Genomic DNA, 26,822 nt, shown 5'->3' with positions numbered 1-26,822 from the left:
ACGGTTGGCAGCTCGACACGCGAGTGATCGTCTGCTTCGGTCCGAGGTGGTGGCACCTCGGGCGGCTCGATCAACCCGTTCTCACGATGTCCCGCGCAGGTGGGGGTACGGCAGCATGAACCGCGACTTCCAGGGGGGCGGAGGTTATCCGCGCGTGCCGCAGCGTTCACACCTGCCGCGTGGGCAGGTGACGTTCTTGTTCACCGACATCGAGGGCTCGACCCGACTGGCCCAGATGCTCGGCGACGGCTATCGGCCGGTGCTCCACGAGCATCGGCGGGTGCTGCGCGCCGTCCTCGCGTCCGCCGGCGGCGTGGAGCTGTTCACCGAGGGCGACTCCTACTTCTTCGCCTTCGCCGACGCGGCGACCGCCGTCGAGGCATGTGCGGGCGCGCAGCGGGCGCTGGACGCGCACGCCTGGGCGAACCCTCAGGCGCAGCCGAAGGTCCGGATGGGACTGCACACCGGCTTCGCCGAGCCGCACGGCCGCGAGTACGCCAGCCCCGAGGTGCACCGCGCGGCCCGGGTCGCGGCGGCCGCGCACGGCGGCCAGATCCTGCTGTCCGCCTCCACCGCCGAGGCCGCCACGAGCCTGCCCGACCAGGCCTGGCTGCTCGACCTGGGGCTGCACCGGCTGCGCGGCTTCGACGGCCGGGAGCGTCTCTTCCAGCTGGTCGCCCCCGAGCTGGAGCAGCACTTCCCCCGGCCGCGCACCGAGCGCACCGCGCCGCACAACCTGCCCTGCCCGCTGACCTCCTTCATCGGCCGCACCGCCGAACGCGCCGAGCTGGCCGAACTGCTGTCGGCACACCGGCTGGTGACCGTGGTGGGCGCGGGTGGCGCGGGCAAGAGCCGGCTGGCCGTGGCGGTCGCGCACGACCTCATCGAGTCCTATCCGGACGGCATCTGGTCGGTGGATCTGGCCACGGTGACCGACCCGGGGCTGCTGGCCTTCACCATCGCGACGGTGCTGGGGCTGCGCCCCGAGCCGGGCCGCCCGGTCTCGGAGACCCTGGTGGAGCACGCCTCCACCCGCCGCCTGATGCTGCTGCTGGACACCTGCGAGGCGCAGCTCGGCGTGGTGGCGACGCTGATGGCGCAGCTGCTGGCCGGGGCGCGGGAGGTCACCGTGCTCGCCACCAGCCGGGAGCCGCTCGGCATCCCGGGTGAGCTGGTCTGGCGTATCCCGTCGCTGTCCCTGGCCCCCGCGGACGGCGGCCTGAGCGACGCGGTGACGCTGCTCGCCGAGCGCACCGCCGCGGCCCGCGGCGGTCGCGCGGTCGAGCCCGCCGAGCTGGCCGACCTGGCCCGGGTCGCGGCCCGCCTGGACGGCCTGCCGCTGGCCATCGAGCTGGCCGCGGCGCGGCTGCGGGTGCTGTCCGGCAGCGAGCTGGCGGCGCGGCTGCACGCCGAGCTGACCGCGGAGGAGAGCGATCCGCTGCGGGCGCTGGACGCGGGCGCCTCGCCGTCCGGCGCGCACGCCCGGCACGCCACCATGCAGGCCACCGTCACCTGGTCGTATCGCACGCTCTCGCCGGAGGCGGCGCGGCTGCTGCGCTGGATGTCGGTGTTCGCCGGGCCGGTGCGGCTGTCCAGCGTGCAGTGGCTGATGGATGGCGACCCGCTGGACGCGCTCACCGTGCTGGTGGACAAATCGCTGGTGCAGGCCGAGCCGGGCGCGCAGGGCACGACGTACCGCATGCTCGACCCGATCCGCGGCTACGCCGCGCGGCGGCTGGCCGAGCACGGCGAGGAGGCGGCGGCCCGGGACCGGCACGTGGCCTGGGCGCAGCGCGCGCTGCAGAGCGTCGGCCGGGGCCCGGACGGGCAGCCGGTGACGCTGTCGCTGTACTCGATCGACCCGCTCGCCGCCGAGCTGCGGACCGCGCTGCGCTGGTGCGGCACCGGCGGTAGCGCCCGCTCCGGCCTGCACATCTCGGCCGGGCTGGACCAGTGGTGGCGCGAGCGGGGCCTGGCCCGGGAGGGCCGGCTGTGGCTGTTCCGGCTGTACGCGCGGCTGTCCGAGACCGGCGAGCAGGTGGCCGACGCGGAGCTGGCGCGGGCGTACCACGCGCACTCCGGGCACGCCGCCGTGGACGGCGAGTTCGCCGAGGAGCTGCGCTTCAGCCGCCGGGCCGAGGCGTCGGCGCGGCGGGCCGGCGATCCGGGCCTGCTGGCGCGGGTGCTGGCCGGGCGGTCGGGCGCGCTGCGGCACGCGGGCAGGCCGGACGAGGCCGAGACGGCCTGCCGGGAGGTGATCGCCTGGGCCACCCGCTACGAGGTGGCGCCGGACGCGCTGTTCGCCGTGTGCAACCTGGCGGAGCTGCTGTGGCTGCGCGGCGCGCTGGACGAGGCGGCGGCGCTGCTGGCCGCGTCGCGCCAGCTGGAGCAGCTGCGCCCGGCCGAGCGCGGCCGCCGCACGCTGGACCTGCTGCTGGGTATGGTGGCGCTGCGCCGGGGCGACCTGGTGGCCGCGCACGAGCACCTGACCGTGGCGCTGCGCTCGCGCATGGCGTACGGCTTCCAGGGCCGCGCCTGCGTCGCCGTGAAGGCGATGGCGGCGCGCTGCGTGCAGGGCGGCGACCTGACGACGGCGGCGATGCTGTTCGGCGCGGCGGAGTCGGCGACGGTCCGGCTGCACTGCGGCCCCGGCATCTTCGCCGGTTACTGGGCCGCGCAGCAGGAGGCGGCCCGGGCGGCGCTGGGCGACGCGGTGTTCGACGAGGCGTACGCCCAGGGCGCGGCGCTGTCGCTGGGCGAGACGGCGTCGCTGGCGCTCGCGGTCGAGCACCCGGACATGGCGGTGGACTCCAGCCGCTTCGCCGAGCTGCCGAGCGGCTCCTGAGCCGCGGTGCTGCCCGGCGGCTCCTGAGGTCGATACGAGACCGCGCGGCCTTCCCGGAGACGGATCGGGAAGCCCGCGCGGTCTTTCACGGTGGGAGCGGGTCGTCAGCCCTCGGCGGCGGCGGCGCGCAGCGCGCTCTCCTTCATGCGCTGGGCACGCGCGATGTCGGCCTCGCTCACGGCGACGCTGCCGAAGTTCTTCACGGCCTGGTAGTAGGTCCAGGCCAGGCTGTAGCAGGCGGGCCGCACGACCACGTTGTACGTGGCGCACTTGCGCTTGAGGTCCTCGTAGAACGCGCTGTCGAGGCGGGCCTTGTTCGTGGAGAACTGGCCCATCTCCTTGTAGTTGCGGTAGCCGAAGTCGTGCCGGTAGCAGGACAGCTTGAAGTCGAACCCGATCGGGTTGTCCGGGCTCGACGAGCAGTAGTCGGTGCTCCAGTTGAAGGCGTACGCCGACCACGCGCCCTGGTTCTGCCGGGCGCTGTTCCATGCGTTGTAGCTGGTCGCGCTGGTCTGGGTCCAGCTGGACAGGACGGACAGCTTCTCCGCCGTGGTCACGGCGGCGGCCGGTGACGCGACGGCCATCACGGCGATCGCGGCGACGGCGGGGACGAGGAGCATGCGCAGGCGGGACATGGCTTCACCTCGGCTAACGGGGTCGTCGGGGGTACAACGAGCCGGTGCTCCGATGCGGGGGTATGCATCGGTGGGCCTGAATGTAGTCGTTGCCGCGATGTTTCGGAAGTGTTGATTTCAACCACCTGCCGGATGGTGCAACCCGGCCGCGACGGTGTTACGTCCCCTGTCCGGAAGAACGGGGAGGACCTGCGGTGACACGCGACGACGAGGCGGAGTACCGGGAGTTCGTGACGGCGCGGCTGGACCAGCTGCGCCGGATCGCGTACCTGCTGTGCCACGACTGGCACGGCGCCGACGACCTGGTGTCGACCGTGCTGCTCAAGCTGTTCCGGTCCTGGCGGCGGGTGCGCCGCGCGGGCAACGTCGACGCGTACGTGCGGGCCATGCTCACCAACGCCTGGCTGGACGAGCGGCGCCGCCCGTGGCGGCGGGAGTGGCCCGAGGCGCAACTGCCGGACACACCCGCGCCGATCGCCGAGCCGGACGGCGAGCGGGGCGTCGGGCGGCTGCTGCGGGAGCTGGGCCCGCGCCAGCGGGCGGTGGTGGTGCTGCGCTTCTACTGCGACCTGTCCGTCGAGGAGACCGCGGCCCTGCTCGGCATCTCCGAGGGAACCGTGAAGAGCCAGTCCGCCCGCGCCCTGGACACCCTGCGCGGCCTGGCGGCCAAGGCCGGCACCGGCGAGGAGGCACGATGAACGACCTGCGCGTCCAGCTCGACGACTACCTGGGCGAGCCACCCCGCACCACCGTCGACGTCGACGACCTGGTGCGCCGCGGCCGCCGCTCGGCCCGCTCCCGGCGGCTCGGCTCGCTCGCGGGCGTCGTGGCCCTGTGCGCCCTGGCCACGACCGGCCTGCTGGTGCTCCGCCAGGGGCCGCCCTCCCCGGCCGACGATCCCGATCGCTTGCTGGCCGCCGTGAAAGCCGTGCTGACCCGCGTTGCCCCGCAGGTGACCAACCTGGACTCACTACAGCGAAAGATGGCGCGCTGCACCGTGGACGCGCAGGGCCGGGTCACCGCGGTGGAGTTCGTGCCCTACGACGCCGCACGCGTGTCCCGGGAATGTCAGCATCCCGGCTGGGCGGGGGACGGTGCCCTGCACTGGACCGGCCAGCTCTGGCGCACCGGCACCGTGTCCAACGTCCGCATCTCGATCGGCCGGACGGCCGCGCTGGATCCGCGGGTGACGGTGCCGGAGCAGTCAGGCGCCTTCCGCCCCTTCTGGTCCCCGCAGTGGTCCACCCGGGCCGAGCTCGCGATCGCCCACGGCCCGTCGCAGGTCTCCGGGCCGAGCGGGGAATGGCTGCTGACCGACGGCCGTCGGCTGCTCGTCGAGCGCCCCGACGGCACCGGCGTCCTGCTCGACCTGGAGGAGCCGTACGAGCTGTTCCTCAACGGCTACTTCCCGGTCTACGAGAAGGACGATCTCCTGTCGATCGGCCTCGACCCCGCCCTCCGCCCCTGACGAAGGAAGGGCACCTTCTTAACGCTCTGCGTACAAGAAGGTGCCCTTCTTAACCGGAGCGCCGGATCACGGCACTCCCGGGATCAGCGTCCCCAGGTCACGGCACGAAGCGGGCCGGGCTGGGGAACGACTCGTTGTACAGCCGGTCCAGCGAGGTCACGAAGTACGTGTACCGCTGCCCGGCCACCGCCGAGGTGTCCGTGAAGGACGTGCTCCGGGTGGTGCCGACCAGGTTCGTCGCGTCGGCCAGGTCGCAGCCCGAGGGCAGCAGCTTCAGCCCGTCGAACCGGTAGACCGCGTACGACGCCGCCTCGCCGAACGGCTCGGCGCCGTCGGCCAGCGGCTGCCACTGCAGCGCCACCCCGGCGTCACCGCGCTCGGCCTTGGTCACGACCGGGAACAGCAGCGGCTTGCTGGGCAGGTGCGGCATGGCCGGCACGAGCGACGGCTTCGAGTAGTGCTCCGCCGCATACAGGTCGGTGGCCCCGATCCGGTTCGCCCGCACCTGCACCGCGCTGAAGTGCACGTTGCCGGCCACGTTGTAGTCGCGGTTGAACGTCAGGTGCCTGCTCATCTCGGCCGGGTCGAACCACGCCGCGGGCTGCCCCGCGGTCGCGATCTTGTAGTCGGCCTGGCCGATGTAGAGCTGCGTGTTCGTGCCCGTGACCACGTCCGACCACCACGGCACGAGCTTGGCGTAGTCGGCCACGGCCAGCCCGATGTTCCAGTACACCTGCGGCACGATGTAGTCCAGCCAGCCCTCCTTGACCCACTTGCGGGTGTCGGCGAAGTTGGCGTCGTAGGACTGGGTGCCGTTGGTCTCGGAGCCGAGCGGGTCGGCCGCCTTGTTGCGCCAGATGCCGAACGGGCTCACGCCGAACTTGACCCACGGCTTGGCGGCCTTGATCCGCTGGCTCATCTCGTGCACCAGCAGGTCGATGTTGTTGCGCCGCCAGTCGGCCTTGCTGGCGAAGCCGGCGCCGTACTGCTCGAACGTGGCCTGGTCGGGGAAGTCCTGACCGGCGGCCGGGTACGGGTAGAAGTAGTCGTCGAAGTGGACGCCGTCGATGTCGTAGTTCTCGACCGCGTGCATCATCGCGTTCTGGACGTGCTGCCGGACCTCGGGAATGCCGGGGTTGTAGTAGAGCCGGCTGCCCGCGGCGTTGACGGGGTAGGCCAGCGCCCACTCCGGGTGCTGGCGGGCGGGGTGGTCGGGGGCCAGGTTGTTCACGTCCGTGCCCGCGCCGAGCCCGCTCGCGCTGGTCGGCATCGAGATCCGGTACGGGTTGAACCAGGCGTGGAACTCGAGGTTGCGGGCGTGCGACTCCGCGACCAGGAAGGCCAGCGGGTCCCAGCCGGGGCTGACGCCGTCGCGCTTGCCGGTCAGCCATTCCGACCAGGGCTCGTACGGCGAGGGCCAGAACGCGTCGGCGGTCGGGCGGACCTGCACGACGACCGCGTTGTGGTTCAGGCGCTGCGCGAGGTCGAGCCAGGCCCGATACTCGGACTTGAGCGCCTCCTCGGCCTTGCCCGCGGCGCTCGGCCAGTCGATGTTGACCACGCTGGCGATCCACATGGCCCGGAACTGCCGCTTGGGCAGTGCGGGGTTGAGCGTGCAGTCCGCGGTCGCGGTGGGGGCCGGCGTCACGACGAGCGGCTCGGCCTGCGCGCCACCGGGGGCGAGCAGGGTGCCGAGCAGCGCCGTCGCGAACGCCGCCGCGATCAGTCTTCCGCGCATGAGAATTCCTCCGATAGTCATGTGCAGTACGAAGAAAACTTTCACCTCGTGCTCAAGAACGCAAGCCCCTCGATCCTTAAGGTTCCCGAGGATCGCTCACCTGCCGCTACGATCTGGCGGGCGGCGCGGGCCGCCTCGTGGACACGTGGGGAGCAGCAGCCATGTCCTACCCCGACTACCGGCGCGACGAGCCGGACGGCTACCCGCAGGACGCCTGGGGCCGCGACACCGAGTCCGGCCGGCACGGGCAGCAGGAGCCGCCGACGGGTGGGACATATCCCCAGCAATACGGATATCCCCAGCAGAACGTCGGTTATCCACAACAGGGTGGCTATCCACAGCAGAGCGGTTATCCACAGGCCGGTGGGCAGTCCGGATACGGCGCCCCCGCGCAGCCCGGCGGCTATCCACAGCAGGACCACCCCGTCTCCGGTGGTTATCCCCAGCCCGGTGGCAATCCCCAGGCCGGGGGATATCCACAGCCCGGGGGGTATGGTGCACCGCCCGGCCAGGGCGCCCAGGGCGGCTACGGCCAGCCGGGCGGGTACGGGCAGCCCGGCTACGGCGAGCAGGGCGGCTACGGCCGTCCCGGGACAACGGGTCAGGGACAGCCTGGCTACGGCCAGCCCGGAGGCTACGGCCAGCCCGAGCCGGGCCGCCAGGGCGGCTACGCGCAGCCTGGCGGCCGCTCGGGCGGTGCTCCCGCCTACGGGCAGCCCGGCGGCCGTTCCGAGCCGGGCGGCTTCCTGGACGGCGCGGACGGTGACTACGACGACCCGTTCCCCGACCACAAACCCCGCAACAAGCGCCGCTACGAGCCGGAGCCCTCGCCGCGCAAGTCCCGCAAGGGCCTGTGGATCACGCTGGTCGTGCTGCTGGTGGTGTGCGGCGGCGGTGGCGCCGCGGGGGCGTACTTCGTGCTGAGCGGGGTCAAGGAGAAGGTCGACGAGGCCGCGAGCATCTCGGTGAAGGAGCCCGCGCAGCTCGGCGGGCGGGAGAAGAACACCACGCCCGAGCTGGTGAAGCTGGCCGACCAGATGCGCACGGAGATGTCGAAGGACCTGCCGAACATGACCGGCGCCGCGGCGGCGTACTACGGCACGCTGGAGGAGAAGAACCTGGCCATGGTCTTCGCGGCGGCGGTGCTGAACCCGAGCCCCGAGAGCGCCATGAAGGCGTTCACCGAAGGCCTGGGCGGCGAGCTCGGCGTCAGCGGCGAGTGGGCGGAGGTCCCGCCGGGCCCGCTCGGCGGCCTGGCCAGGTGCGCGTCGGCGACGATCGAGAAGATGCCGGTCGCGATCTGCGTGTGGAGCGACGGCGGCAGCCAGGGCGCGATCATCTACTACCAGAAGAAGGCCGACGAGGTGAAGGACAAGTTCGCCGGCGATCGGGCCCAGCTCGAGACCCGCCTCGAGCCCGAGGACTGACAGGCTGCGGTACGGAAAGGCCCCGCTCAGGAGAGCGGGGCCTTTCTCAGCGAACGTGCCGGGCGGTCAGAGGATCGTCCAGGTGTCGCCGGAGTTGAGCAGGGCGGCGAGGTCGGCCTCGGGCTCGCCGGCCTTGGCCTTGGCCGCGTCGAGCTGGTTGCGCACCAGCTCGTCGTACGACGGGCGGCGCACCGAGCGGAACACGCCCACCGGGGTGTGCCGCAGGTCCGGCCCGGCCAGCCGGGACAGCGCGAACGCGTACGCCGGGTCCTCGGCGTGGGCGTCGTGCACCAGCACCTCGGCCGGGTCGACGTCGGCCTTCTCCCGCACGGCCAGCCCGAAGCTGCCCGCCGGGTGGGTCACCACGTGCGAGCCGTCGTTGCCGAGCGTGATCGGCTGCCCGTGCTCCAGCCGGATCAGGTGCGCGTCGCGGGTCTCCGGGTCCTTGAGCACCTCGAACGCGCCGTCGTTGAAGATGTTGCAGTTCTGGTAGATCTCCACGAAGGCGGAGCCCTGGTGCTCGGCGGCCTGGCGCAGCACCGACTGCAGGTGCTTGCGGTCGGAGTCGATGGTGCGGGCCACGAACGAGGCCTCGGCGCCCAGCGCCAGCGAGATCGGGTTGAACGGCGCGTCGGACGAGCCGCCCGGCGTCGACTTCGTGATCTTGCCAAGCTCGCTGGTGGGCGAGTACTGCCCCTTGGTCAGGCCGTAGATCTTGTTGTTGAACAGCAGGATCTTCAGGTTGACGTTCCGGCGCAGCGCGTGGATCAGGTGGTTGCCGCCGATGGACAGCGCGTCGCCGTCACCGGTCACCACCCACACGGTCAGGTCCGGGCGCGACACCGACAGGCCGGTGGCGATCGCCGGGGCGCGGCCGTGGATCGAGTGCATGCCGTACGTGTTCAGGTAGTACGGGAAGCGCGAGGAGCAGCCGATGCCGGAGACGAAGACCGTGCGCTCGCGAGGGATGCCCAGCTCGGGCAGGAAGGTCTGCATCGCGGCCAGGATCGCGTAGTCCCCGCACCCGGGGCACCAGCGCACCTCCTGGTCGGACTTGAAGTCCTTCGCCGACAGCTGGACCGGCACCGCGTTAGACATTCTTGATCACTTCCTCGAGCATGGTCTCCAGCTGGGTGGAGGTGAAGGGAAGACCACGGACCTGGTTGTAGCTCACGATGTCGACCAGGTAGCGCGCCCGGAGCACCTGCGCGAGCTGGCCCAGGTTCATCTCGGGCAGGACCACCTTGTCGTACGCCGCCAGCACCTCGCCCAGGTTCTTCGGCAGCGGGTTGAGGTGCCGCAGGTGGGCCTGCGCGACGTGCACCCCGCGCTGGCGCAGCGCACGCGCCGCGGCGCCGATCGGGCCGTAGGTCGAGCCCCAGCCCAGCACCAGCACCTTCGCCTCGCCCGACGGGTCCTCGACCACCACGTCCGGCACGTCGATCGCCTCGATGCGGGCGGCCCGGGTGCGCACCATGAAGTCGTGGTTGGCCGGGTCGTAGGAGATGTCACCGGTCTTGTCGGCCTTCTCCAGGCCGCCGATGCGGTGCTCCAGGCCCGGCGTGCCCGGCACGGCCCACGGGCGGGCCAGCGTCTGCGGATCGCGCAGGTACGGGTAGAACTTGCCGTCCTCGCCGTTGGGGCCGGACGCGAACTCGACCCGCAGGTCCGGCAGGTCGCTGATCTCCGGCAGCAGCCACGGCTCGGAGCCGTTGGCGACGTAACCGTCGGACAGCAGGATGACCGGGGTGCGGTAGGTCAGCGCGATGCGGCAGGCCTCGATCGCGGCGTGGAAGCAGTCGACCGGCGACTGCGCGGCCACCACCGCGACCGGCGCCTCGCCGTGCCGGCCGTGCAGCGCCATGCTCAGGTCGGCCTGCTCGGTCTTGGTGGGCAGACCGGTGGACGGCCCGGCCCGCTGCACGTCCACGACCACCAGCGGCAGCTCCAGCGCCACCGCCAGCGAGATGGTCTCGCTCTTGAGCGCCACGCCGGGACCGCTGGTGCTGGTCACGCCCAGCGCGCCGCCGTACGACGCGCCCAGCGCGACGCCGACCGCGGCGATCTCGTCCTCGGCCTGCACCGTGGTCACGCCGAACTTCTTGTGCTTGCTCAGCTCGTGCAGGATGTCCGAGGCCGGGGTGATCGGGTATGCCCCGAGCACGACCGGTAGCTGGGCCCGCACGCCCGCGGCCACCAGGCCCAGCGCGAGCGCCGTGTTGCCGGTGATGTTGCGGTAGTTGCCGGGCGCCATCTGCGCCGGGGGCACCTCGTAGCGCACCGCGAAGCTCTCGGTGGTCTCGCCGAAGCTCCAGCCCGCCTCGAAGGCGGCCTTGTTGGCGGCGACCAGCTCGGGCCGGGCGGCGAACTTGCGCTCCAGGAACGCCATGGTCGACGCGTGCGGCCGCGAGTAGAGCCAGCTCAGCAGGCCGAGGGCGAACATGTTCTTGGCGCGCTCGGCGTCCTTCTTGCTGACCGCGTGGTCGGCCAGCGCACCCACGGTCATGCTGGTCAGCCCGACCTTGTGCACGTCCCAGCCGGCGAGCGAGCCGTCCTCGAGCGGGTTGCCGTCGTAGCCGACCTTCTGCAGGTTGCGCTTGGTGAACTCGTCGGTGTTGACGATGATCGTGCCGCCCTTGGGCAGGTCGGCGAGGTTCGCCTTGAGCGCCGCCGGGTTCATCGCGACCAGCACGTTCGGCGCGTCGCCGGGCGTGAGGATGTCGTAGTCGGCGAAGGCCACCTGGAAGCTGGAGACGCCGGGCAGCGTGCCGGCAGGCGCGCGGATCTCCGCCGGGAAGTTCGGCAACGTGGAGATGTCGTTGCCGAGCTGGGCGGTCTCCGACGTGAACCTGTCGCCGGTGAGCTGCATGCCGTCGCCCGAGTCACCCGCGAAGCGGATCACCACCCGGTCGAGCTGGTGGATCTCCTTTGCGGGATGCCCGGGCTCGCTGAGCTGACCGGCGGGGCCGGTGCCCTCACGATGTTCGGCCACTGGACGCGACCTCCTGCTTGGGGTGGTGTGCTGTCACTTCTCGATTAAGGTCAGCCTACGTCGGAGGTAGGGAATCGGGGTGACACGGCCCCCCCAGCGAAACCGTGCTGAACGTGATAAACACGACAGCACCCAGGGGGACGGGTCGCGTACATCACTGACCCGTCCCACAAAGTGGCACACCGGCGCTAACTCGTGAATGAGGTCCCGTTCCACCGGAACGTGGTCGTCCGGTTCAGCTCATTCAGCCGTCCGTGGTCCACGCTCAGGCCGCCCGCGACCACCCGCCAGTAGCTGACGAGGTAGTCCTCCGGCGGGGTGGGCACCCGGGCCAGCGCCCGCCAGCCGTCCGGTGCCAGGCCGAACAGCACCAGGTTCTCGCTGGGTTGCACGTCGGCCGTGGCTCCCGGGGTGTCGTCGACCGCGCACGCCACCCGCAGCAGCAGGTAGGGCGGCCGGGCCGGATCGAGCCGCACCAGGTACGGGCCGTTCGACGGCGCCCCCGGCATCAGCGTCCACTCGCGGTCCCCACCGTCGGCGATGCCGTCCGCGTCGAACACCGGGCGCACCTCGCCGACGGGCGGCGGCAGGTCGTTGCACCGCAGGTCCCCGGCGACGGGGGTCAGGTCCAGGCGGCGGCCCTCCACGGTCGGCAGCACCGGCGGGTACGCGGCCGACACGTCCACCGGCGCGAACGCCTTCCCGGTCCACCGGAAGCCGTACACCATCCCGATCCGGTAGTCGGTGATCCTGCCGTGCCACGGGTGGTTCTCGACGTAGAGGACCTGGTCGGCGATCCACGTGCCCGGGTAGCTGGCGCCGCGGTCGCCGGCCCAGCCCAGGGCGCGCAGCCGCCCGCCCGCCTCCCGGGTGACCACCAGCAGGTGCGACTTGCCGTCCCCGCTGTCCTCCTCGCTGTCCCAGCACGCCGCCCCGAGCACGGCCTCGGCCGCGCCGTCGCCGGTCAGGTCCCCGTAGACGACGTCGCCGACGTCGATGGTGATGCGCGGATAACCGGCCGGGGCGGCCACGGGCTGGACGCCGTCGGGCACCCGCGCCGGGCGGGTGCGGAACGTCAGCTGCCCGGAGGGGCAGTCCGGGGCGGCGGGCACGGTGATCGTCGCGCGCCGCCAGTCCGTCTTCAGGATCGGGTCGCCCGCGTTCACCGTGGTCACCGGCGCGGGGCTGGGCGGCGGCGCGCTCGGCAGCGGGGTGCCCGAGGGAGCGGCGCTCGGGCTGGGGCTCGGCGTCTGCGCGGGCGGCGTCGGGCCGGGCCACACCGGGCCGACGACCCGGATCGCGAACACGGCTACCAGGGCGCACACGGCCGCTGCCGCGGCGGCCAGCGTGCCGTTGCGGACCCGGCGGCGCCGGTCGCCGCGCTGCCGCACGCTGTCCGGCGGCACCGGCTCGCCGCCTCGGGAGTGCTCGCCCAGCAGCGCGGCCAGCTCGGTGCGCCCGCGGTGCAGCCAGGACTTCACGGTGCCCGCGGGCACGCCCATCTCGCGGGCCACCTCGTTCACCGGCAGGTCGACCAGGTGGTGCAGCACGATCGCCTGCCGCTGGTCCATCGGCAGCGCCCGCAGCGCGGCCACCAGCGCCACGTGCTCCGCGTCGGCCGGGGCCACGTCCACCGGGCGCATCCGGATCAGGTGCGCGGCAGCCGTGCGCAGGTTGCGCCAGCGGGAGCGGGCCAGGTTGACCGTCACCCGGTACACCCACGCGCCCGGGTTGTCGTACGCGGAGATCTCCGCCCAGCGCTGCCAGGCCCGGCAGTACGCCTCCTGCGCGAGGTCCTGCGCCTCGCCCCGGTCACCGGTGAGCCCGAACGCGACGGCCACGGTGCCGGCGTAGTTCGCCCGGTAGAACGAGTCGAAGTCGGCGGCGGCGAGCGCCCGGCGGCCGGCGGGCCGGGGCGCCCGCAGCGGCAGGGCGGGTTGCGGGGCGGGCATCGTCATGCAGGGTCACACACGATGCCCCGCCGGGCGGTTGCATGAATCCCAACCGTTATCGCCGGCGGTTAGGCTGCCATCGTGGACGGTTACCTCGACGCGTACGCGACGGTGGCGCTGCTGCTGCTGGTGGGCGTTCTGATCATCGGCGGCGCGTTCGGGGCCAACCGGCTGCTGCGCCCGTCCCGGCCCAACCCGGCCGCGGGCAAGCACGACACGTACGAGTGCGGCCTCGACCCGGTCGAGGGCGGCTGGGCACAGATGCAGATTCGTTATTACATCTACGCCTACCTGTACGTGCTGTTCGCGGTCGAGGCCGTGTTCCTGTTCCCGTGGGCCGTCGTGTACGTCCGGTCGGGCCTCGCCGTCGTCGTCGAGATGGCGATTTTCGTCGCCGTGCTGGCGTTGGGCCTGCTCTACGCCTGGCGCAAGAACGCGCTCCGGTGGCTCTGACCCCCGCTCGGGGCCGGTGCTTACCGGTGAGTAATGAGCCGGACAGCCCGCGTGTCACCGGCCGGACAGCTCGGGTGGCAGGGTCGCGCTAAAGCGCCACTCGTGCCACGATCGGGGGCGTGGACAACGTGCTGTTGCTGATCGTCGTCGCGCTCACCGTGGGCGCCGTGGTGTTCGGGGTGATGACGCTGGTCACCGGGGGTGACCCGGGCCTGGCGCCGGCCGAGCCGGACGAACGGGCCACACCGTTGCCCGCCGACCGCCCGCTCGTTGAGGGCGACGTGTCCCGGGTGACTTTCGACCCGACCTGGCGCGGCTACCGCATGGCGCAGGTCGACCAGACGCTGCGCCGGCTGGCGTACGACATCGGCTACAAGAGCGAGCTGATCCAGGTGCTGGAGGCCGAGGTCACCGCGCTGCGCGAGGGCCGCCTCGACGACGCCGACACGCTCTCCCGCGCCCGCGCCAGCGCGCTCGGCCAGGTCACCGGCGTCACGGCCGCCCCCGCCGGCGAGCCCGCCGCGGCCGGCGACACCGAAGGCGAGCCCGCCGAGATCAGGCCCGCCGCTGAGGCGGATGCGGCCGAGCCGCCCGCGGACGAGCCCGAGCACGACACGGACACCCCCGAGGCCACCAGCACCGACCCGGCGGCGGCCGGCGAGCCGGTCCGGCGGTGACGGCGCCCGACCCAGCGGCCCCGGGCGCGGGAGAGGTCACCGCCACGGTGATCGTCGCCGCGCCCGCCGAGCGGGTGTTCGCCGCCTTCACCGCCTGGGAGCGGCAGGGCGACTGGATCCCGCTGACCAAGGTGCGCGTGGTCGAGGGCGACGGCGGCGAGGGCACCGTCATCGAGGCGGTCACCGTGGCCGGCCCGGCGGTGCTGCGCGACGAGATGCGCGTCGTCAAGCTGGACCCGCCGTACGAGGTGCGCGTCGTGCACCAGGGCCGGGTGCTGCGCGGGCCGGGCGTCATGCGCTGCACCCCGATGGGCGGCGACCGCACCCAGGTGGTCTGGCACGAGTGGTTCCACCTGCCCGGCGGGGTCGCCGGCAAGATGGCCTGGCCCCTGCTCTGGCCCGGCTCCAAGGTCAGCCTGAAGCAGGCCCTGAAGCGCTTCGCCCGCCTGGTGGAGTCCGGCCGCCTCCCGTGACGCCCCGCGGATCCCGCCCTTGATCGTCCGACTTGCCCGGCACATGGGCGTATCTTCGACGCCCTTTCGCCCATGTGCCTGGCAAGTCGAGGGATCTAGGCGGGGCGCTCCGGGTCGGCCGGGGACCAGCCGGGGCCGCGGAGCAGGGTGGCGGGCCACTGGGTGACGCGGCGGTGGCGCAGGTCGCGGAGGATGGCGGCGTACTCGTGGTAGGCCACGCGCAGCGGGTTGTGGGTCTCGATGTTCTTGGTGAGGCCGTACACCGGGCGCACCGTCTCCGGGGCGAACGAGCCGAACATGCGGTCCCAGATGATCAGGATGCCGCCGTAGTTGCGGTCCAGGTAGCTGCCCTGTGAGGCGTGGTGCACGCGGTGGTGCGAGGGCGTGTTGAACACGAACTCGAACGGCCGCCACATCCGGTCGATGCGCTCGGTGTGGATCCAGAACTGGTACAGCAGGTTGATGCCGCCGCAGAAGCCGACGATGAGCGGGTCGACGCCGACCGCGACCAGCGGCAGGTAGAACATGAAGCCGGTGAAGCCGGTCCAGGACTGACGCAGCGCCGTGGACAGGTTGAACGCCCGGGACGAGTGGTGCACCACATGCGAGGCCCACAGCAGGCGGATGACGTGGTGGCCGCGGTGCGACCAGTAGTAGCAGAAGTCCTGCGCGATCAGGAACAGCGGCAGCGCCCACCAGGCGAACGGGATGCGCAGCGGGGTCAGCTCGAAGACCGCCGCGTTGGCCAGGCCGATGCCCAGTCCCCACAGGACGTCCCAGCCGAGGCTGCCCAGGCCCATGCCGATGCTCGTGGCGCTGTCCTTCAGCCCGTACCCGATCTCGTCCTCGTCGGGGTGGAACCAGTAGGACACCCGTTCGAGGACCATGAGCAGAATGAACAGCGGCACCGAGTACAGCACCACAGGTGGGAAGTCCGGGAGCGTCATGGGTTCCGAAGGCTATTCGCGTTCGGGTAAGGGGGCAAGAGGGTGAACGACCTCATCGTCGGCGAGGACGGCAGGGCCCGCTGCGCGTGGGCGGCGAGCGCTCCGGAGTACCGGACGTATCACGACGAGGAGTGGGGCACGCCGCTGCGCGGCGACGACGCCCTGTTCGAGCGGGTGAGCCTGGAGGCGTTCCAGTCCGGCCTGTCCTGGATCACGATCCTGCGCAAGCGGCCCGCGTTCCGGGCGGCGTTCGCCGGGTTCCATATCGAGACCGTGGCCGGGTTCGGGTCCGCCGATGTGGACCGGCTGCTCGCCGACGCGGGCATCGTGCGCAACCGCTCCAAGATCGAGGCGACGCTGCACAACGCGCGGGTGGTGCTGGGGCTGCCCGGCGGGCTGAGCGCGCTGCTGTGGTCGTACGCCCCCGATCCGGCGCGGCGGCCGCGCCCGGCCACCCGGGCCGACGTGCCCGCCGTCACGGCCGAGTCGACCGCCATGGCCAAGGACCTGAAGAAGCGCGGCCTGCGTTTCGTCGGGCCCACCACCGCGTACGCGCTGATGCAGGCCACCGGCATGGTCGACGATCATCTGGCGGGCTGCCACGTCGCCGCGAAACGCCTGTGATGGGATGAACGGGTGCGTAGGGAGTGGCTGGTCAGCGTCGCGTTGCCGATCGAGGCGGAGTCCCCGGAGGAGGCCGTCCGGGAATACTGGCGGTACGTCACCGAGCTGGGCCCGGACGAGCTGCCCGCCTACGTCTGGCCCGCCGGTGACGAACTGCGGATGACCGCGTACGTCACCGACGGCGTCGCGCCCCTGGACCCCGAAGAGGACTGAACCGCGACGGCTGCGGGACAGGGCTCAGGCGCCGTGGAAGACGGGCTTCTGCTTGCCGACGAAGGCGTGGGTGCTGTCGCGGTGGTCGGCGGTGCGGCCGGCGACGGTCTGCGCGGCGAGTTCGATGTCGAGCGCGTCGGCGAGGGTGCCGGTGGCGCCGTGCAGCAGCTCGCGTTTGATCTGGCCGTACGCCACGGTGGGCCCGGCCGCGAGGCGGGCGGCCAGCTCCTGCGCGGTGGGCAGCACCTGCTCGTCGTCCTCGACCAGCCGGGTCAGCAGGCCCAGCCGGGCGGCCTCGGCGGCGGGCACCGGCTCGGCGAGCAGCAGCAGCTCGGCGGCCTTGGCGCTGCCCACCATGCGGGGCAGCGTCCACGAGACGGCGGTGTCGGCGGCCAGGCCGACCCGGGCGAAGGCCATCAGGTACGACGTCGACGGGCCGCCGATGCGCAGGTCGGACAGGAACGCCAGGCCCGCGCCGGCGCCCGCGGCCGCGCCGCGCACCGCGGCGACCACCGGCTTGGGTAGCTCGGCCAGGGCCAGCGCGAGCGGGTTGTAGTGCTTCTCGACGGTGTCCAGCGGAGCGTCCCCGCCCAGCGCGGCGACGTGCTCGCGCAGGTCCTGCCCGACACAGAAGGCGCGGCCGGCGCCGGTCAGCACCACGGCCCGGCAGCCGGCGTCGGCGGCCAGCTCCAGGAAGGTCTCCCGCAGCGCCTCCTTGAGCGCGACGTCCAGCGAGTTCAGCGACTCGGGACGGTTCATCGTGACGGTGACGACGCCCTCGGCGCGGTCGACGAGCAGCGGTGCGGACATCAGCTCTCCCTGAGGCAGTGATCGACGAAACGGTCGGCGGCGGGCCGCAGCCGGGCGGCCTGCCGGTCGAAGAACGCGGCCGCGGCGGTGCCGGGCCAGTCGGGGGGCAGCAGCGAGGCGGGCAGCTGCGGGTCGCGGAAGAGGAACGCCCGCCAGGCGTGCACGAGGGCGCACCGGGCGGCGTACGCGGTGCGGTCGTCGGTCAGTCGGGTCACCGCGCTCACCACCGGGCTTAGCTGGGCGACGAACCCGGCGTACGCGGCACCGACCGCGGACACGTTCCACGCTCTCATGATCAGCCGCCGGGCGCCCGTCTCCCCGCCGACGTGCGCGGCGGAGAAGCGCTCGAAGCGGACTCCGGCGTCGGTGAGCAGCTGGTCCGTCTCACCGGCGGGGCGGGCGGCGAGCCACACCCCGGTCTCCAGCCGGCCGTACCCGAGGAACGTCAGGTCGGCGGAGAGCCGGTCGCGCTCGGCCCGCGCCTCGGGCGGGGTGACCACCAGCAGGTCGAAGTGGCCGTCCCAGGAGCTGCGACCGGTGCGGTAGATGCGCGCGGCGGCCTCGTCGAGCCGGCGCACCGCACGCGGGGTGAGCTGGTAGCCGGGTCCGGCCTCCAGACGCACCGGGGCGAGCCAGCCCTGTCGCACCATGCGGGACACCGCCGTACGCACCGCCGGTGCGGCGATGCCGAGCGGCGCGAGCAGCCGGATGAGGGCCGCGATGGTGGCCCGGCCGCCGCGTTGCCGCAGGTGATCGCCGTAGAGGTCGAATAGTGCGGAACGGGCCTGCATGAGGGGTGATTGTGACAGATGTGAACTGCGCTGGCGAGATGATGTCACAACGTGACCGGCCCGGTTTGGGCTTAACGGAGTCCATCAGGGAAAATCATTGGTCGGCACCCGAACGTGTGGTCCCACCCAACCACGCGGGGTGCCGGAAGGCGTACACCGGTGACGCGTCGTGACCGGCCGTGGAAACGCGGCCCCGCGATGTTTCGGCGGTCGAGCAGGCGGGGAGACCCGCCGAGTCTTGCATTCCATCCCGGGTGCAGAACTGGCAAGTCTGAGGGGAGACACACATGGCGGCGATGAAGCCGCGGACGGGCGACGGTCCGCTGGAGGTCACGAAAGAGGGCCGGGGAATCGTCATGCGCGTGCCGCTGGAAGGCGGCGGGCGGCTTGTGGTGGAGATGACACCAGACGAGGCCACTGCCCTTGGCGAGGCGCTCAAGCTGGCCGTCGGCTGACAAACGGGACCGGCCGGCGCCGGTGGTGCGCCCGCCGGCGGCCCGTCTCCGCGACGGCCGCCAGGCGTTCCACTGGCCCCACCCGGCCGAACCCGACCCACCCCTCCCCGGCACGGCGTCCTCGCCCGGCGCGGACGCCTCGCCGTTCACACCCCCCGCAGTAACACCCTCCTGACCAGCGGGAACCATCCCCGTCCCGATTCCGCCGCGGCCACGGCGAACCCCCGCGGGACGGGGCGCGCACACCTGCCTCCGTCGCGGCCGGCGCCGGGGGCGGCGCGATAGGGTCAGGCGGTCGGCGGTGTGAACGCCCTCGGTACAGGCTGTGAAGGGGCAGGTAATGATCTCGATTCGTCTGGACGGCGCGGCGAGCGCGGCCGGAACCGTCGCGTGCCCGGTGGGCGCCGCCGAGGGCGACAGCCCGCTGGGCACGCCGCTGGCCGTGCTGCCCGCCGAGATCCGCGCCGAGGTCGAGGCGTACCTTGCCGCCACCGAGCACAAGGGCGCGCCCGGCACGGTCCAGACGCTGCCCCGCCCGCTGCGCGAGCCGGCGAAGGTGCTGCTCGTGGGCGTCGGTGCGGGCGACGAGGCGGGCTGGCGCGCGGCCGGCGCGGCGCTGGCGCGTGCCGCCGCCAAGGAGCCGGCGCTGACCGTGCCCGTGCCCGCCGACCTGTCCGAGGCCGCGCTGCGCGGGCTCGCCGAGGGCCTGTGGCTCGCGTCCTACCGGTTCGCCCTGACCGAGGAGAAGGCCGAGGCCGCGCCGAAGCTGGCCGAGGTCGTGGTGGCGCTGGACGCCAGGCCCGAGCGGGAGGCGGCGCTGGCCGCCGCGCGCATCGTGGCCGGCCACACCCGCTTCGCCCGCGACCTCACCAACACCCCGTCGGTGGTCAAGACGCCCGAATGGTTCGTACGCCAGGTGCGCGAGCGGGCCGGGGACGGCGTCACGGTGACCGTGCGCGAACAGGCGCAGCTGGCGGCCGAGGGCTTCGGCGGCATCCTCGCCGTCGGCGGCGGCTCCGTCAACGAGCCGCGCCTGCTGGAGCTGACCTGGGCGCCGGAGGGCGCGACCCGGCACGTGGTGCTGGTCGGCAAGGGCATCACGTACGACACCGGCGGCATCGACATCAAGCCCACCGAGGCGATGCAGCTGATGCGCAAGGACATGGGCGGCGCGGCCGCGGTCGTCGGCACCCTGCTCGCCGTCGCCGAGCTGAAGCTGCCGGTCAAGGTCACCGCGCTGGCCCCGCTGGCCGAGAACATGGTCTCCGGCTCGTCCTGGCGGCAGGGCGACGTCGTCACCCACTACGGCGGCCTCACCTCCGAGGTGCGCAGCACCGACGCCGAGGGCCGGGTCGTGCTCGGCGACGCGATGGCGTACGCGGTCAAGAACCTCTCCCCGGACCTGCTCGTCGACCTCGCCACGCTGACCGGGGCGTCCCGCATCGCGCTGGGCAAGAAGACCGCCGCCCTGTTCGGCGCCGACGACGAGCTGGTCGCGGCGCTCAGCGCGGCCGCAGCGGACGCGGGCGAGCAGGTGTGGCGCCTGCCGCTGGCCGACGAGTACGCCGCCGACGTCAAGTCGGACCTCGCCGACCTGGACAACGCGGCCGGCAACCCCGGCACCATCACCGCCGCGCTCTACCTGCGCGAGTTCGCCGGCGACCGGCGGGACCGCTGGATCCACATCGACATGTCCTCGCCGGCCTGGTCCGCCGCCCCCGACGCCGAGCTGGCCAAGGGCGCCACCGGCTGGGGCGTGCGTACCCTCACCCGCTGGCTCACCACCCTCTGACGAAGGAAGGGCACCTTCTTATCGTTTTCCGTAGAGGAAGGTGCCCTTCTTAACGTCCGCCGGGGCGGTGGCGCCGGATTCGGCGGGTCGGGGGTTGGCGATCTCGCCATGATCGCGGTTTCGTGTCAAAACCTCTGCTCAGACCGCATTTCTCGACACGAAACAGCGATCATCAGGCCGCAGGCCGCAGGCCGCAGCGGCGGGAGCGGCTCAGACCCGGACGGCGGCCAGGAGGCCCTCGCCCAGGGGCAGCACCGCGGGCTGCCACAGCTCGCTGTCGCGCACGCTCTGCGCCAGCTCGCGCACCGTGAACACATCGCGCCCGCTGGTCAGCACGCCGTGCAGCACCACCAGGCCGCCGGGCCGCAGCAGCCGCGCGGCGGCGTCGACGAACGCGGCGTACTCGGTCGCATCGGCGTCGACGAAGATCAGGTCGTACGCCCCGTCGGCCAGCCGGGGCAGCACCTCCAGCGCCCGCCCGGTGATCACCCGGGCCCGCGAGCTGGAGAAACCGGCCTCGACGAACAGCCGCCGGGCCATGCGCTGGTGCTCGGCCTCCAGGTCGATCGTGGTGAGCACGCCGTCGGGGCGCATGCCGCGCAGCAGCCACAGCCCGCTGACCCCGGTGCCCGTGCCGATCTCGACGACCGCCTTCGCCCCGCAGGCGGCGGCCAGCATGCGCAGGGCCGCGCCGGCCGACGGCGCGACGGGGTGCAGGCCCACCTCGACGGCCAGTCCGCGCGCGGTTTGCGCGATCACATCCTCGGGGACGAACGTCGCGACGAAGTCGCCCGCGCTGCCGGCCTGCCGATGCAGCGTCGTCATTGATGCACCTTCCGTGAACAGTGAATTCTCACGTTGAAACCGTGCCATCCTGAAGCCGGGGAACGGACGGAGGGCAGGTCAGTGACCGACGGCTGGGGTTATCGCCGGCCGGATGACGACGACTGGACGGCGACGCAGCAGACGCCGCCGGCCGTCGCACCGCCGGCGTCGTTTTGGTGGTCCGATGCGCTCAACGATCCGTGGCGCGATCCGCACTCGCCGGTGGCGCTCGTGCCACCCGCCGAGCGCGTGTCCGCACCCGTGCCGGAGCCGTTGGCCGAGCCCGACCCTACCCGACGTCGTACGTTGTGGACAGTCGCCGGAGTGGCCGTCCTCGCGGGCGTACTGGCCGGGGTCCTCGGCGGGGCGATGGGGGTGCGCTTCAGCGACGACCGGGCCGTCGCCCCCTCCGTTCTCGGCCAGGCCGCCGCGACCCCGCAGCGCGCCCCCGATTCGCTGGCCGCCGTGGCCAGGATGGTGCTGCCCAGCGTGGTCACCATCCGGGTCCCGGTGGAGGGCAGCGTGTCGCTCGGCTCGGGCTTCGTGGCCAGCGCCGAGGGGCACATCATCACCAACGACCACGTCGTGTCCGGCGGGTCCGGAGTGGCGAGCGTCATATTCGACGACGGCACCAGCTCGCCCGCGAAGGTGATCGGCGCCGACCCGGAGTCGGACGTGGCGGTGCTGCAGGTGCAGCGCAAGGGCGTACGCCCGGCGCTGCTCGGCGACTCCGACGCGGTCGTGGTCGGCGACCCGGTCGTCGCGGTCGGCTCGCCGCTGGCGCTGCGCGGCACGGTCACCGCGGGCATCGTCAGCGCCCTGGACCGGCCCATCGCCACCAACACCGACGACGGCGGGAACAGGTACTACGCCGCGATCCAGACCGACGCGGCGGTCAACCACGGCAACTCCGGCGGGCCGCTCGTGGACGCCGCGGGGCAGGTCGTCGGGATCAACGCCGTCATCAAGTCGATGGGCGGCAGCGAGGAGTCGGCGGGCAACATCGGCCTGGCCTTCGCGATCCCGATCAACCACGCCCGGCGCGTCGCCGATGAGATCATCTCGGACGGCCGGGCGCACCGTACCGTGATCGGCGCGGAGGTCGAGGAGGCGTTCCGCGGGCCCGCGGGCGGGGTGCGGCTGGGCGAGGTGGTGGCCGCCGGGCCGGCGGCCGAGGCGGGCCTGCGCCAGGGTGACGTGGTGACGAGCTTCGGCGGACGGCCGCTCAGCGAGCCCACGGACCTCATCGCACTTGTGCGGAAAACTGCACCGGGTGAGGTGGTCCAGGTGGCCTACAAACGCGGTCCTACCAGCCATAACGCGTCCGTGACACTCGTCGCTGACGCCGACTGAGGGGTGGCCTGTCCGGCGGTGCCGCACGTACCCTTGCGACGTCGGGCACACCTCGGGAGGCAGCGGTGTTTGAGAATCTGAACAGCTGGGAGTTCATCGCGCTCCTGCTGCTCGCACTGTTGATCTTCGGAGAGCGGCTGCCCAAGGTGATCAGCGACGGCATGCGGATGCTGCGCAACCTGCGCGCCATGGCCACCAATGCCACCGGCGACCTGAGCCGCGAGCTGGGCACCGACATCAAGCTGGAAGACCTCAACCCCAAGGCGTTCGTACGCAAGCACCTGCTCAGCGAGGAGGACGAGGCGGCCCTGCGCAAGCCGCTGACCGGCCTCTACGACGACCTCAAGGGGGAGCTGAACACGGTGAACAAGCTCGGCGCCGACGCCAAGGCCAACGTCAACGCCATGGCCGCCACCCCCGGCGGCGCGACGTCGTCCACCGCGTCCCCGGCCCCGTCCGCCGCCCGCTTCGACGACGCCACCTGACCCGCACCCCGCCGCCCCGGCGCGGTCACGCCGCCCCGGCGCGCTAGATCATCCAACTTGCCAGGCAGGTGGGCGAAAGCGTGCCCAAGATACGCCCGGGTGCCAGGCAAGTCGGACGATCATGGCCGGGGCCCCGGGGACGATCATGGCCCGGCCTCCGGGAGGGAGGCGCGGGCCATGGTGGCGCACGGTCAGCGCTTGGCGGGGGAGAGGCCGAGGGAGCGGCCGACCAGGGATTCGCGGCGGACGGCCAGGCGGTCGGCGACCGCGTTGAGGGCGCTGCCGGCGGGGGAGTCGGGGGCGCCGAGCACCACGGGGGTGCCCTCGTCGCCGGCCTCGCGTACGCCGGTGTCCAGCGGGATCTGGCCGAGCAGCGGGACCGACGCGCCGGTGAGGCGGGTCAGCGAGTCCGCGACGGTCTGCCCGCCGCCCGCGCCGAAGACCTCCATCCGGCTGCCGTCGGGCAGCTGGAGCCAGGACATGTTCTCCACGACGCCGACCAGGCGCTGGTGGGTCTGCAGGGCGATCGCGCCGGCCCGCTCGGCGACCTCGGCGGCCGCGGCCTGCGGCGTGGTGACCACCAGGATCTCGGCGGTGGGCAGCAGCTGGGCCAGCGAGATGGCGATGTCGCCGGTGCCCGGCGGCAGGTCGAGCAGCAGCACGTCCAGGTCGCCCCAGTACACGTCGGCGAGGAACTGCTGCAGCGCGCGGTGCAGCATCGGCCCGCGCCACACCACCGCGGCGTTGCCGCTGGTGAACATGCCGATCGAGATGACCTTCACGCCGTGCGCCTGCGGCGGCATGATCATGTCCTCGACCTGGGTGGGGCGGCCCTCGACGCCGAGCATGCGGGGCACCGAGTGGCCGTAGATGTCGGCGTCGACCACGCCGACGGACAGGCCCCGGGCGGCCAGCGCGGCGGCCAGGTTGACGGTGACGCTGGACTTGCCGACGCCGCCCTTGCCGGAGGCGACGGCGTACACGCGGGTGCGGCTGCCGGGCTGCGCGAACGGGATCACGGGCTCGGCCGCGGCGCCGCCGCGCAGCTTCTTCTGCAGGTCCTGGCGCTGGTCGGGGCTCATCACGCCGAAGTCGATCTCGACGGCGGTGATGCCGTCGACCGTGGTCGCGGCGGCGGTGATGTCGGTGCGCAGGGTGTCCTTGAGCGGGCAGCCGGCGACGGTCAGCAGGATGCGGACGTGGGCCACGCCCGCGTCGACCTTCACCGACTCGACCATGCCGAGTTCGGTGATGGGTCGCTTGATCTCCGGGTCGTTGACGGAGGCGAGTGCGGCGAGAACGGCCTGCTCGTCGGCGTGCACAGCGGTGGACATGGGGCCATGCTACCCGCGGCACAGATCATGATCGGGCAATGCGTGCGGCGGGTGGTACGCGCAACATTCTCGCGACCCATTGCCCGTGCTCGCCCGATCGTGGGACCATCGAAGGAGTTGAAGCCGCGCGTCATGCCCCTTGCGACGCGCGGCTTTTCCTGTCCGCCTTCGCCTCCTTGCGCGCGGCCTTCTCCTGCTGGTGGCGGCGCTCGGCCGCGTCGTCCAGCTCCTCGGCGAGCTTGGCCAGCTCGGAGCGGATGTAGTCGCGGGTGGCAACCTCGTTGAGGGCCATCCGCAGCGAGGCGATCTCCCGCGCCAGATACTCGGTATCGGCCTTCTGCGCCTGGGCGCGGCGGCGGTCTTCGTCCAGGGTCAGCCGGTCCCGGTCGGCCTGGCGGTTCTGGGCGAGCAGGATCAGCGGCGCGGCGTACGACGCCTGGGTGCTGAAGAACAGGTTGAGCAGGATGAACGGGTACGGGTCCCACTTCATCCCGAACACGCCGATCAGGTTGAGCAGGATCCAGACGATCACGAAGATCGTCATGTAGACGATGAACTTCGCGGTGCCCATGAACCGGGCGAACTTCTCCGCGAAGGCGCCGAACGCCTCCGGGTTCCACTGCGGCAGGCGCACCGCGCGGGGCTCCCGGGGCTGGTCGAGACGGTCGCTCACCGGCCCGCCTCCCGCCCGGCGCGGCTCATGACGCCGTTTCCGGGCCCGGGCTGCGCTCCCGCCAGTCGCGCGGCAGCAGGTGGTCGAGCACGTCGTCCACGGTCACCGCGCCGACCAGCCGGTCGTTGGAGTCCACCACCGCGATCGCGACCAGGTTGTACGTCGCCATCCGCCGGGTGATCTCGGCGAGCGGCAGGCTGGGCGGCAGCGGCTGGATGTCACGCTCCAGCACGCCGCCGAGCAAATCGCCGGGCGGTTCGCGCAGCAGCCGCTGGAAGTGCACCACGCCCAGGTAGCGGCCGGTCGGCGTGTCGATCGGCGCGCGGCATACGAAGACCTGCGCGGCCAGCGCGGGGGACAGGTGCTTCTCCCGGATGCGGGCCAGCGCGTCGGCGACGGTGGCGTCGGGGGTGAGGATCACCGGCTCGCTGGTCATCAGCGCGCCGGCGGTGTTGGGCCGGTAGTGCATCAGGGCGCGGACCGGCGCGGACTCCTCCGGCTCCATCAGGTCCAGCAGCAGCGCCCGCTCGCTGGGCGGCAGCTCGGCCAGCAGGTCCGCGGCGTCGTCGGCGTCCATCTCCTCCAGCACGTCGGCGGCGCGCTCGCGGTCCAGCCGGGCCAGGATGTCGACCTGGTCGTGCTCGGGCAGCTCCTCCAGCACGTCGGCGAGGCGCTCGTCGTCCAGCGCCGCGGCGACCGCGTGCCGCCGCTGGTCGGGCAGCTCCTGCAGGGCGCTGGCCAGGTCGGCCGGGCGCATCTTCTCCAGCACGGTGAGCAGCGACGCGGTGCCCTGTACGGCGGCCGAGTCGACGAGCCCGGTCAGCTCGTCCCACTCGAACTGGTGCAGCTGGCCGCGCCGTCCGAGGCGGCTGGCGATGTCCCGTACCGCGACCCGGCCCAGGTTCCACTGCCCGGCGCGGTCGGACTCCATGGCCACGTCGACCACGGCGGCCGGGGTGCCGTTGGGGGTGGTGATCCGCCGGTCCAGCAGGTCGGCCAGCACGAGCAGCTCGGCCGGGCCCTTCTGGAAGCGGCGCAGGTTGATGGTGCCCGAGCCGAGCACGACGCTGTCGGCGTCGATCGAGGTGACCCGGCCGATGGGCAGGAAGATCTGCCGCCGCATCGGCATCTCGGCCATCAGGCCGACCACCGCGGGCGGGCCGTCGGAGCGCAGCCGGGCCACGGCGTCGCGGACCCGGCCCACCTGGTCGCCGTTCGGGTCGAAGACGGGCAGCCCCGCGAGCCGGGCGACGAAGACCCTGGTCAGCGTGGCCATATTGGCATGGTATGCGTATTTATCCGGCCCGGTGGGGTGTTACCGGCGGCGTACCCGGTGCAGCCGGAACGGCTTGCGGGTCGCGTTGGCGGCCGGGGTCGGGCGCGGCTCGGCGCTGCCGGACGCGTCGCCGCGCGGCTCCGGCTCACCCGCGGGCGACAGCGCGACCAGCACACACTCCCGGGCCCAGCGCTCGGCCAGCGCCTCGGCGGTGCCGGGGGCGTTGAGCCGCTTGCCCGCCATGGGCACCGCGACCGCCTCCCACCGCTCGCCACCCGGCTCGACCCGCTCGACGGTCGCCGGGTAGGTGACCACCGCCCCGCCGTGATCCCCGCGCAGCGTCACCGTGGCCCGCTCCGCCTCGGCGAGACCCGGCAGCTCCTGCTCCCCGGGCCCGACCACCACGTGCAGCCGGCCCTCCAGCGGCAGGCACCAGACCGCGTACGCCGGCCCGCCGACCGACACCCACGCGACCGCCGCCTTCTTCGCGGCCTCCTCCACCAACGGATACGTCATGCCGCCCATTCTCCCCCACGAAAGGAAGGGCACCTTCTTATCGTTTTCCGTAGTAGAAGGTGCCCTTC

Annotated in this window: 25 protein-coding genes and 1 pseudogene; 13 read left to right on the top strand and 13 right to left on the bottom strand. The window is 72.7% G+C overall.

The annotated features are described in order from the left end of the window. Positions 1-154: 154 nt before the first annotated feature. Positions 155-2,845 (top strand): adenylate/guanylate cyclase domain-containing protein, encoded by a 2,691-nt coding sequence (locus CS0771_RS04220; RefSeq protein WP_212839855.1) that lies wholly within the window; start codon positions 155-157, stop codon positions 2,843-2,845. 104 nt (positions 2,846-2,949) lie between these two features. On the opposite strand, the gene CS0771_RS04215 is transcribed toward CS0771_RS04220, so the two are convergent. Beyond that, entirely contained in the window at positions 2,950-3,480 is a 531-nt protein-coding gene (locus tag CS0771_RS04215) for a phospholipase (RefSeq protein ID WP_212839854.1), read from the bottom strand. Positions 3,481-3,674: 194 nt separating this feature from the next. Between CS0771_RS04215 and CS0771_RS04210 the strand changes: the two genes are divergently transcribed. After that, positions 3,675-4,178 carry a SigE family RNA polymerase sigma factor gene (locus CS0771_RS04210; RefSeq protein WP_212839853.1) on the top strand — a complete coding sequence of 168 codons (504 nt, stop codon included), beginning with the start codon at positions 3,675-3,677 and terminating at the stop codon, positions 4,176-4,178. Continuing rightward, positions 4,175-4,948, top strand: a complete 774-nt coding sequence (locus CS0771_RS04205) for a hypothetical protein (protein ID WP_212839852.1) — start codon at positions 4,175-4,177, stop codon at positions 4,946-4,948. The genes CS0771_RS04210 and CS0771_RS04205 overlap by 4 nt, the downstream gene beginning before the upstream one ends. A gap of 97 nt (positions 4,949-5,045) precedes the next feature. Here CS0771_RS04205 and CS0771_RS04200 read toward each other — a convergent pair whose 3' ends face one another. Then, positions 5,046-6,686 (bottom strand): glycoside hydrolase family 10 protein, encoded by a 1,641-nt coding sequence (locus CS0771_RS04200; protein ID WP_244870592.1) that lies wholly within the window; start codon positions 6,684-6,686, stop codon positions 5,046-5,048. 161 nt (positions 6,687-6,847) lie between these two features. Between CS0771_RS04200 and CS0771_RS04195 the strand changes: the two genes are divergently transcribed. Further along, a complete protein-coding gene (locus CS0771_RS04195) occupies positions 6,848-8,113 on the top strand; it encodes a hypothetical protein (RefSeq protein WP_212839850.1) in 1,266 nt (421 codons plus the stop codon). Positions 8,114-8,179: 66 nt separating this feature from the next. Here the strand turns inward: CS0771_RS04195 and CS0771_RS04190 are convergent, their stop codons facing one another. The 3 genes from CS0771_RS04190 to CS0771_RS39355 form a co-directional block, all read right to left on the bottom strand. Then, positions 8,180-9,211, bottom strand: a complete 1,032-nt coding sequence (locus CS0771_RS04190; RefSeq protein ID WP_212839849.1) for a 2-oxoacid:ferredoxin oxidoreductase subunit beta — start codon at positions 9,209-9,211, stop codon at positions 8,180-8,182. Next, positions 9,204-11,036, bottom strand: coding sequence for a 2-oxoacid:acceptor oxidoreductase subunit alpha (locus CS0771_RS04185; protein WP_256442869.1), 1,833 nt, complete (start codon positions 11,034-11,036; stop codon positions 9,204-9,206). The genes CS0771_RS04190 and CS0771_RS04185 overlap by 8 nt, the downstream gene beginning before the upstream one ends. 257 nt (positions 11,037-11,293) lie before the next feature. Beyond that, positions 11,294-13,063 carry a SigE family RNA polymerase sigma factor gene (locus tag CS0771_RS39355; RefSeq protein ID WP_305834380.1) on the bottom strand — a complete coding sequence of 590 codons (1,770 nt, stop codon included), beginning with the start codon at positions 13,061-13,063 and terminating at the stop codon, positions 11,294-11,296. Between the two features lie 75 nt (positions 13,064-13,138). Here CS0771_RS39355 and CS0771_RS04175 point away from each other — a divergent pair, with 75 nt between their 5' ends. From CS0771_RS04175 to CS0771_RS04165, 3 genes are all read left to right on the top strand, one after another. Next, positions 13,139-13,510: an NADH-quinone oxidoreductase subunit A gene (locus tag CS0771_RS04175; protein WP_212839847.1), complete on the top strand. Its 372-nt coding sequence runs from the start codon at positions 13,139-13,141 to the stop codon at positions 13,508-13,510. Between the two features lie 119 nt (positions 13,511-13,629). Beyond that, the gene (locus CS0771_RS04170) at positions 13,630-14,187 is read left to right on the top strand and encodes a DivIVA domain-containing protein (RefSeq protein WP_212839846.1); all 558 of its coding nucleotides are present in this window, start codon (positions 13,630-13,632) and stop codon (positions 14,185-14,187) included. Beyond that, a complete protein-coding gene (locus CS0771_RS04165) occupies positions 14,184-14,660 on the top strand; it encodes an SRPBCC family protein (protein WP_212839845.1) in 477 nt (158 codons plus the stop codon). The genes CS0771_RS04170 and CS0771_RS04165 overlap by 4 nt, the downstream gene beginning before the upstream one ends. Positions 14,661-14,755: 95 nt before the next feature. Here CS0771_RS04165 and CS0771_RS04160 read toward each other — a convergent pair whose 3' ends face one another. Then, positions 14,756-15,607: a sterol desaturase family protein gene (locus CS0771_RS04160; RefSeq protein WP_212839844.1), complete on the bottom strand. Its 852-nt coding sequence runs from the start codon at positions 15,605-15,607 to the stop codon at positions 14,756-14,758. 42 nt (positions 15,608-15,649) lie between these two features. On the opposite strand from CS0771_RS04160, the gene CS0771_RS04155 reads away from it, so the two are divergent. Next, positions 15,650-16,231, top strand: coding sequence for a DNA-3-methyladenine glycosylase I (locus CS0771_RS04155; protein WP_212839843.1), 582 nt, complete (start codon positions 15,650-15,652; stop codon positions 16,229-16,231). 15 nt (positions 16,232-16,246) lie between these two features. Then, positions 16,247-16,444: pseudogene (locus CS0771_RS04150) on the top strand (hypothetical protein); the annotation flags it as partial. A 24-nt stretch (positions 16,445-16,468) separates the two neighbouring features. Here the strand turns inward: CS0771_RS04150 and CS0771_RS04145 are convergent. Beyond that, positions 16,469-17,254: an enoyl-CoA hydratase-related protein gene (locus CS0771_RS04145; RefSeq protein ID WP_212839841.1), complete on the bottom strand. Its 786-nt coding sequence runs from the start codon at positions 17,252-17,254 to the stop codon at positions 16,469-16,471. Then, positions 17,254-18,045 carry a PaaX family transcriptional regulator C-terminal domain-containing protein gene (locus CS0771_RS04140; protein ID WP_212839840.1) on the bottom strand — a complete coding sequence of 264 codons (792 nt, stop codon included), beginning with the start codon at positions 18,043-18,045 and terminating at the stop codon, positions 17,254-17,256. The genes CS0771_RS04145 and CS0771_RS04140 overlap by 1 nt, the downstream gene beginning before the upstream one ends. A gap of 287 nt (positions 18,046-18,332) precedes the next feature. Between CS0771_RS04140 and CS0771_RS04135 the strand changes: the two genes are divergently transcribed. Together CS0771_RS04135 and CS0771_RS04130 are read left to right on the top strand one after the other, a co-directional pair. Next, positions 18,333-18,500 carry a DUF3117 domain-containing protein gene (locus CS0771_RS04135; protein WP_120317235.1) on the top strand — a complete coding sequence of 56 codons (168 nt, stop codon included), beginning with the start codon at positions 18,333-18,335 and terminating at the stop codon, positions 18,498-18,500. A gap of 340 nt (positions 18,501-18,840) precedes the next feature. Further along, the gene (locus CS0771_RS04130) at positions 18,841-20,292 is read left to right on the top strand and encodes a M17 family metallopeptidase (protein WP_212839839.1); all 1,452 of its coding nucleotides are present in this window, start codon (positions 18,841-18,843) and stop codon (positions 20,290-20,292) included. Positions 20,293-20,502: 210 nt separating this feature from the next. Here the strand turns inward: CS0771_RS04130 and CS0771_RS04125 are convergent, their stop codons facing one another. Next, positions 20,503-21,117, bottom strand: coding sequence for an O-methyltransferase (locus CS0771_RS04125; RefSeq protein ID WP_212839838.1), 615 nt, complete (start codon positions 21,115-21,117; stop codon positions 20,503-20,505). 81 nt (positions 21,118-21,198) lie between these two features. Here CS0771_RS04125 and CS0771_RS04120 point away from each other — a divergent pair, with 81 nt between their 5' ends. Together CS0771_RS04120 and CS0771_RS04115 are read left to right on the top strand one after the other, a co-directional pair. Beyond that, positions 21,199-22,470: a trypsin-like peptidase domain-containing protein gene (locus CS0771_RS04120; RefSeq protein WP_212839837.1), complete on the top strand. Its 1,272-nt coding sequence runs from the start codon at positions 21,199-21,201 to the stop codon at positions 22,468-22,470. Positions 22,471-22,535: 65 nt separating this feature from the next. Then, positions 22,536-22,955, top strand: a complete 420-nt coding sequence (locus tag CS0771_RS04115) for a hypothetical protein (RefSeq protein ID WP_212839836.1) — start codon at positions 22,536-22,538, stop codon at positions 22,953-22,955. A 191-nt stretch (positions 22,956-23,146) separates the two neighbouring features. Here CS0771_RS04115 and CS0771_RS04110 read toward each other — a convergent pair whose 3' ends face one another. The 4 genes from CS0771_RS04110 to CS0771_RS04095 form a co-directional block, all read right to left on the bottom strand. After that, positions 23,147-24,289: an Mrp/NBP35 family ATP-binding protein gene (locus tag CS0771_RS04110; protein ID WP_212839835.1), complete on the bottom strand. Its 1,143-nt coding sequence runs from the start codon at positions 24,287-24,289 to the stop codon at positions 23,147-23,149. A 130-nt stretch (positions 24,290-24,419) separates the two neighbouring features. Next, a complete protein-coding gene (locus CS0771_RS04105) occupies positions 24,420-24,962 on the bottom strand; it encodes a DUF1003 domain-containing protein (protein WP_212839834.1) in 543 nt (180 codons plus the stop codon). A gap of 25 nt (positions 24,963-24,987) precedes the next feature. Then, on the bottom strand, positions 24,988-26,238 hold the full coding sequence (locus tag CS0771_RS04100) for a magnesium transporter MgtE N-terminal domain-containing protein (protein ID WP_212839833.1): 1,251 nt from the start codon (positions 26,236-26,238) through the stop codon (positions 24,988-24,990). Between the two features lie 39 nt (positions 26,239-26,277). Beyond that, on the bottom strand, positions 26,278-26,754 hold the full coding sequence (locus CS0771_RS04095) for a hypothetical protein (RefSeq protein ID WP_212839832.1): 477 nt from the start codon (positions 26,752-26,754) through the stop codon (positions 26,278-26,280). Positions 26,755-26,822: the final 68 nt, after the last annotated feature.

The sequence above is a fragment of the Catellatospora sp. IY07-71 genome (genome assembly GCF_018326265.1).
Lineage (GTDB): Bacteria > Actinomycetota > Actinomycetes > Mycobacteriales > Micromonosporaceae > Catellatospora.
The sequence above is the reverse complement of the archived record's forward strand: the minus strand, read 5'-3'. Positions and strand labels throughout refer to the sequence as shown.

Bases quoted from the DNA above. Each gene is read 5' to 3' on its own strand.
- CS0771_RS04215 (WP_212839854.1), bottom strand. From the start codon at position 3,480: ATGTCCCGCCTGCGCATGCTCCTCGTCCCCGCCGTCGCCGCGATCGCC.
- CS0771_RS04205 (WP_212839852.1), top strand. From the start codon at position 4,175: ATGAACGACCTGCGCGTCCAGCTCGACGACTACCTGGGCGAGCCACCC.
- CS0771_RS04200 (WP_244870592.1), bottom strand. From the start codon at position 6,686: ATGCGCGGAAGACTGATCGCGGCGGCGTTCGCGACGGCGCTGCTCGGC.
- CS0771_RS04195 (WP_212839850.1), top strand. From the start codon at position 6,848: ATGTCCTACCCCGACTACCGGCGCGACGAGCCGGACGGCTACCCGCAG.
- CS0771_RS04190 (WP_212839849.1), bottom strand. From the start codon at position 9,211: ATGTCTAACGCGGTGCCGGTCCAGCTGTCGGCGAAGGACTTCAAGTCC.
- CS0771_RS39355 (WP_305834380.1), bottom strand. From the start codon at position 13,063: ATGACGATGCCCGCCCCGCAACCCGCCCTGCCGCTGCGGGCGCCCCGG.
- CS0771_RS04160 (WP_212839844.1), bottom strand. From the start codon at position 15,607: ATGACGCTCCCGGACTTCCCACCTGTGGTGCTGTACTCGGTGCCGCTG.
- CS0771_RS04145 (WP_212839841.1), bottom strand. From the start codon at position 17,254: ATGTCCGCACCGCTGCTCGTCGACCGCGCCGAGGGCGTCGTCACCGTC.
- CS0771_RS04140 (WP_212839840.1), bottom strand. From the start codon at position 18,045: ATGCAGGCCCGTTCCGCACTATTCGACCTCTACGGCGATCACCTGCGG.
- CS0771_RS04135 (WP_120317235.1), top strand. From the start codon at position 18,333: ATGGCGGCGATGAAGCCGCGGACGGGCGACGGTCCGCTGGAGGTCACG.
- CS0771_RS04130 (WP_212839839.1), top strand. From the start codon at position 18,841: ATGATCTCGATTCGTCTGGACGGCGCGGCGAGCGCGGCCGGAACCGTC.
- CS0771_RS04125 (WP_212839838.1), bottom strand. From the start codon at position 21,117: ATGACGACGCTGCATCGGCAGGCCGGCAGCGCGGGCGACTTCGTCGCG.
- CS0771_RS04110 (WP_212839835.1), bottom strand. From the start codon at position 24,289: ATGTCCACCGCTGTGCACGCCGACGAGCAGGCCGTTCTCGCCGCACTC.
- CS0771_RS04100 (WP_212839833.1), bottom strand. From the start codon at position 26,238: ATGGCCACGCTGACCAGGGTCTTCGTCGCCCGGCTCGCGGGGCTGCCC.
- CS0771_RS04095 (WP_212839832.1), bottom strand. From the start codon at position 26,754: ATGACGTATCCGTTGGTGGAGGAGGCCGCGAAGAAGGCGGCGGTCGCG.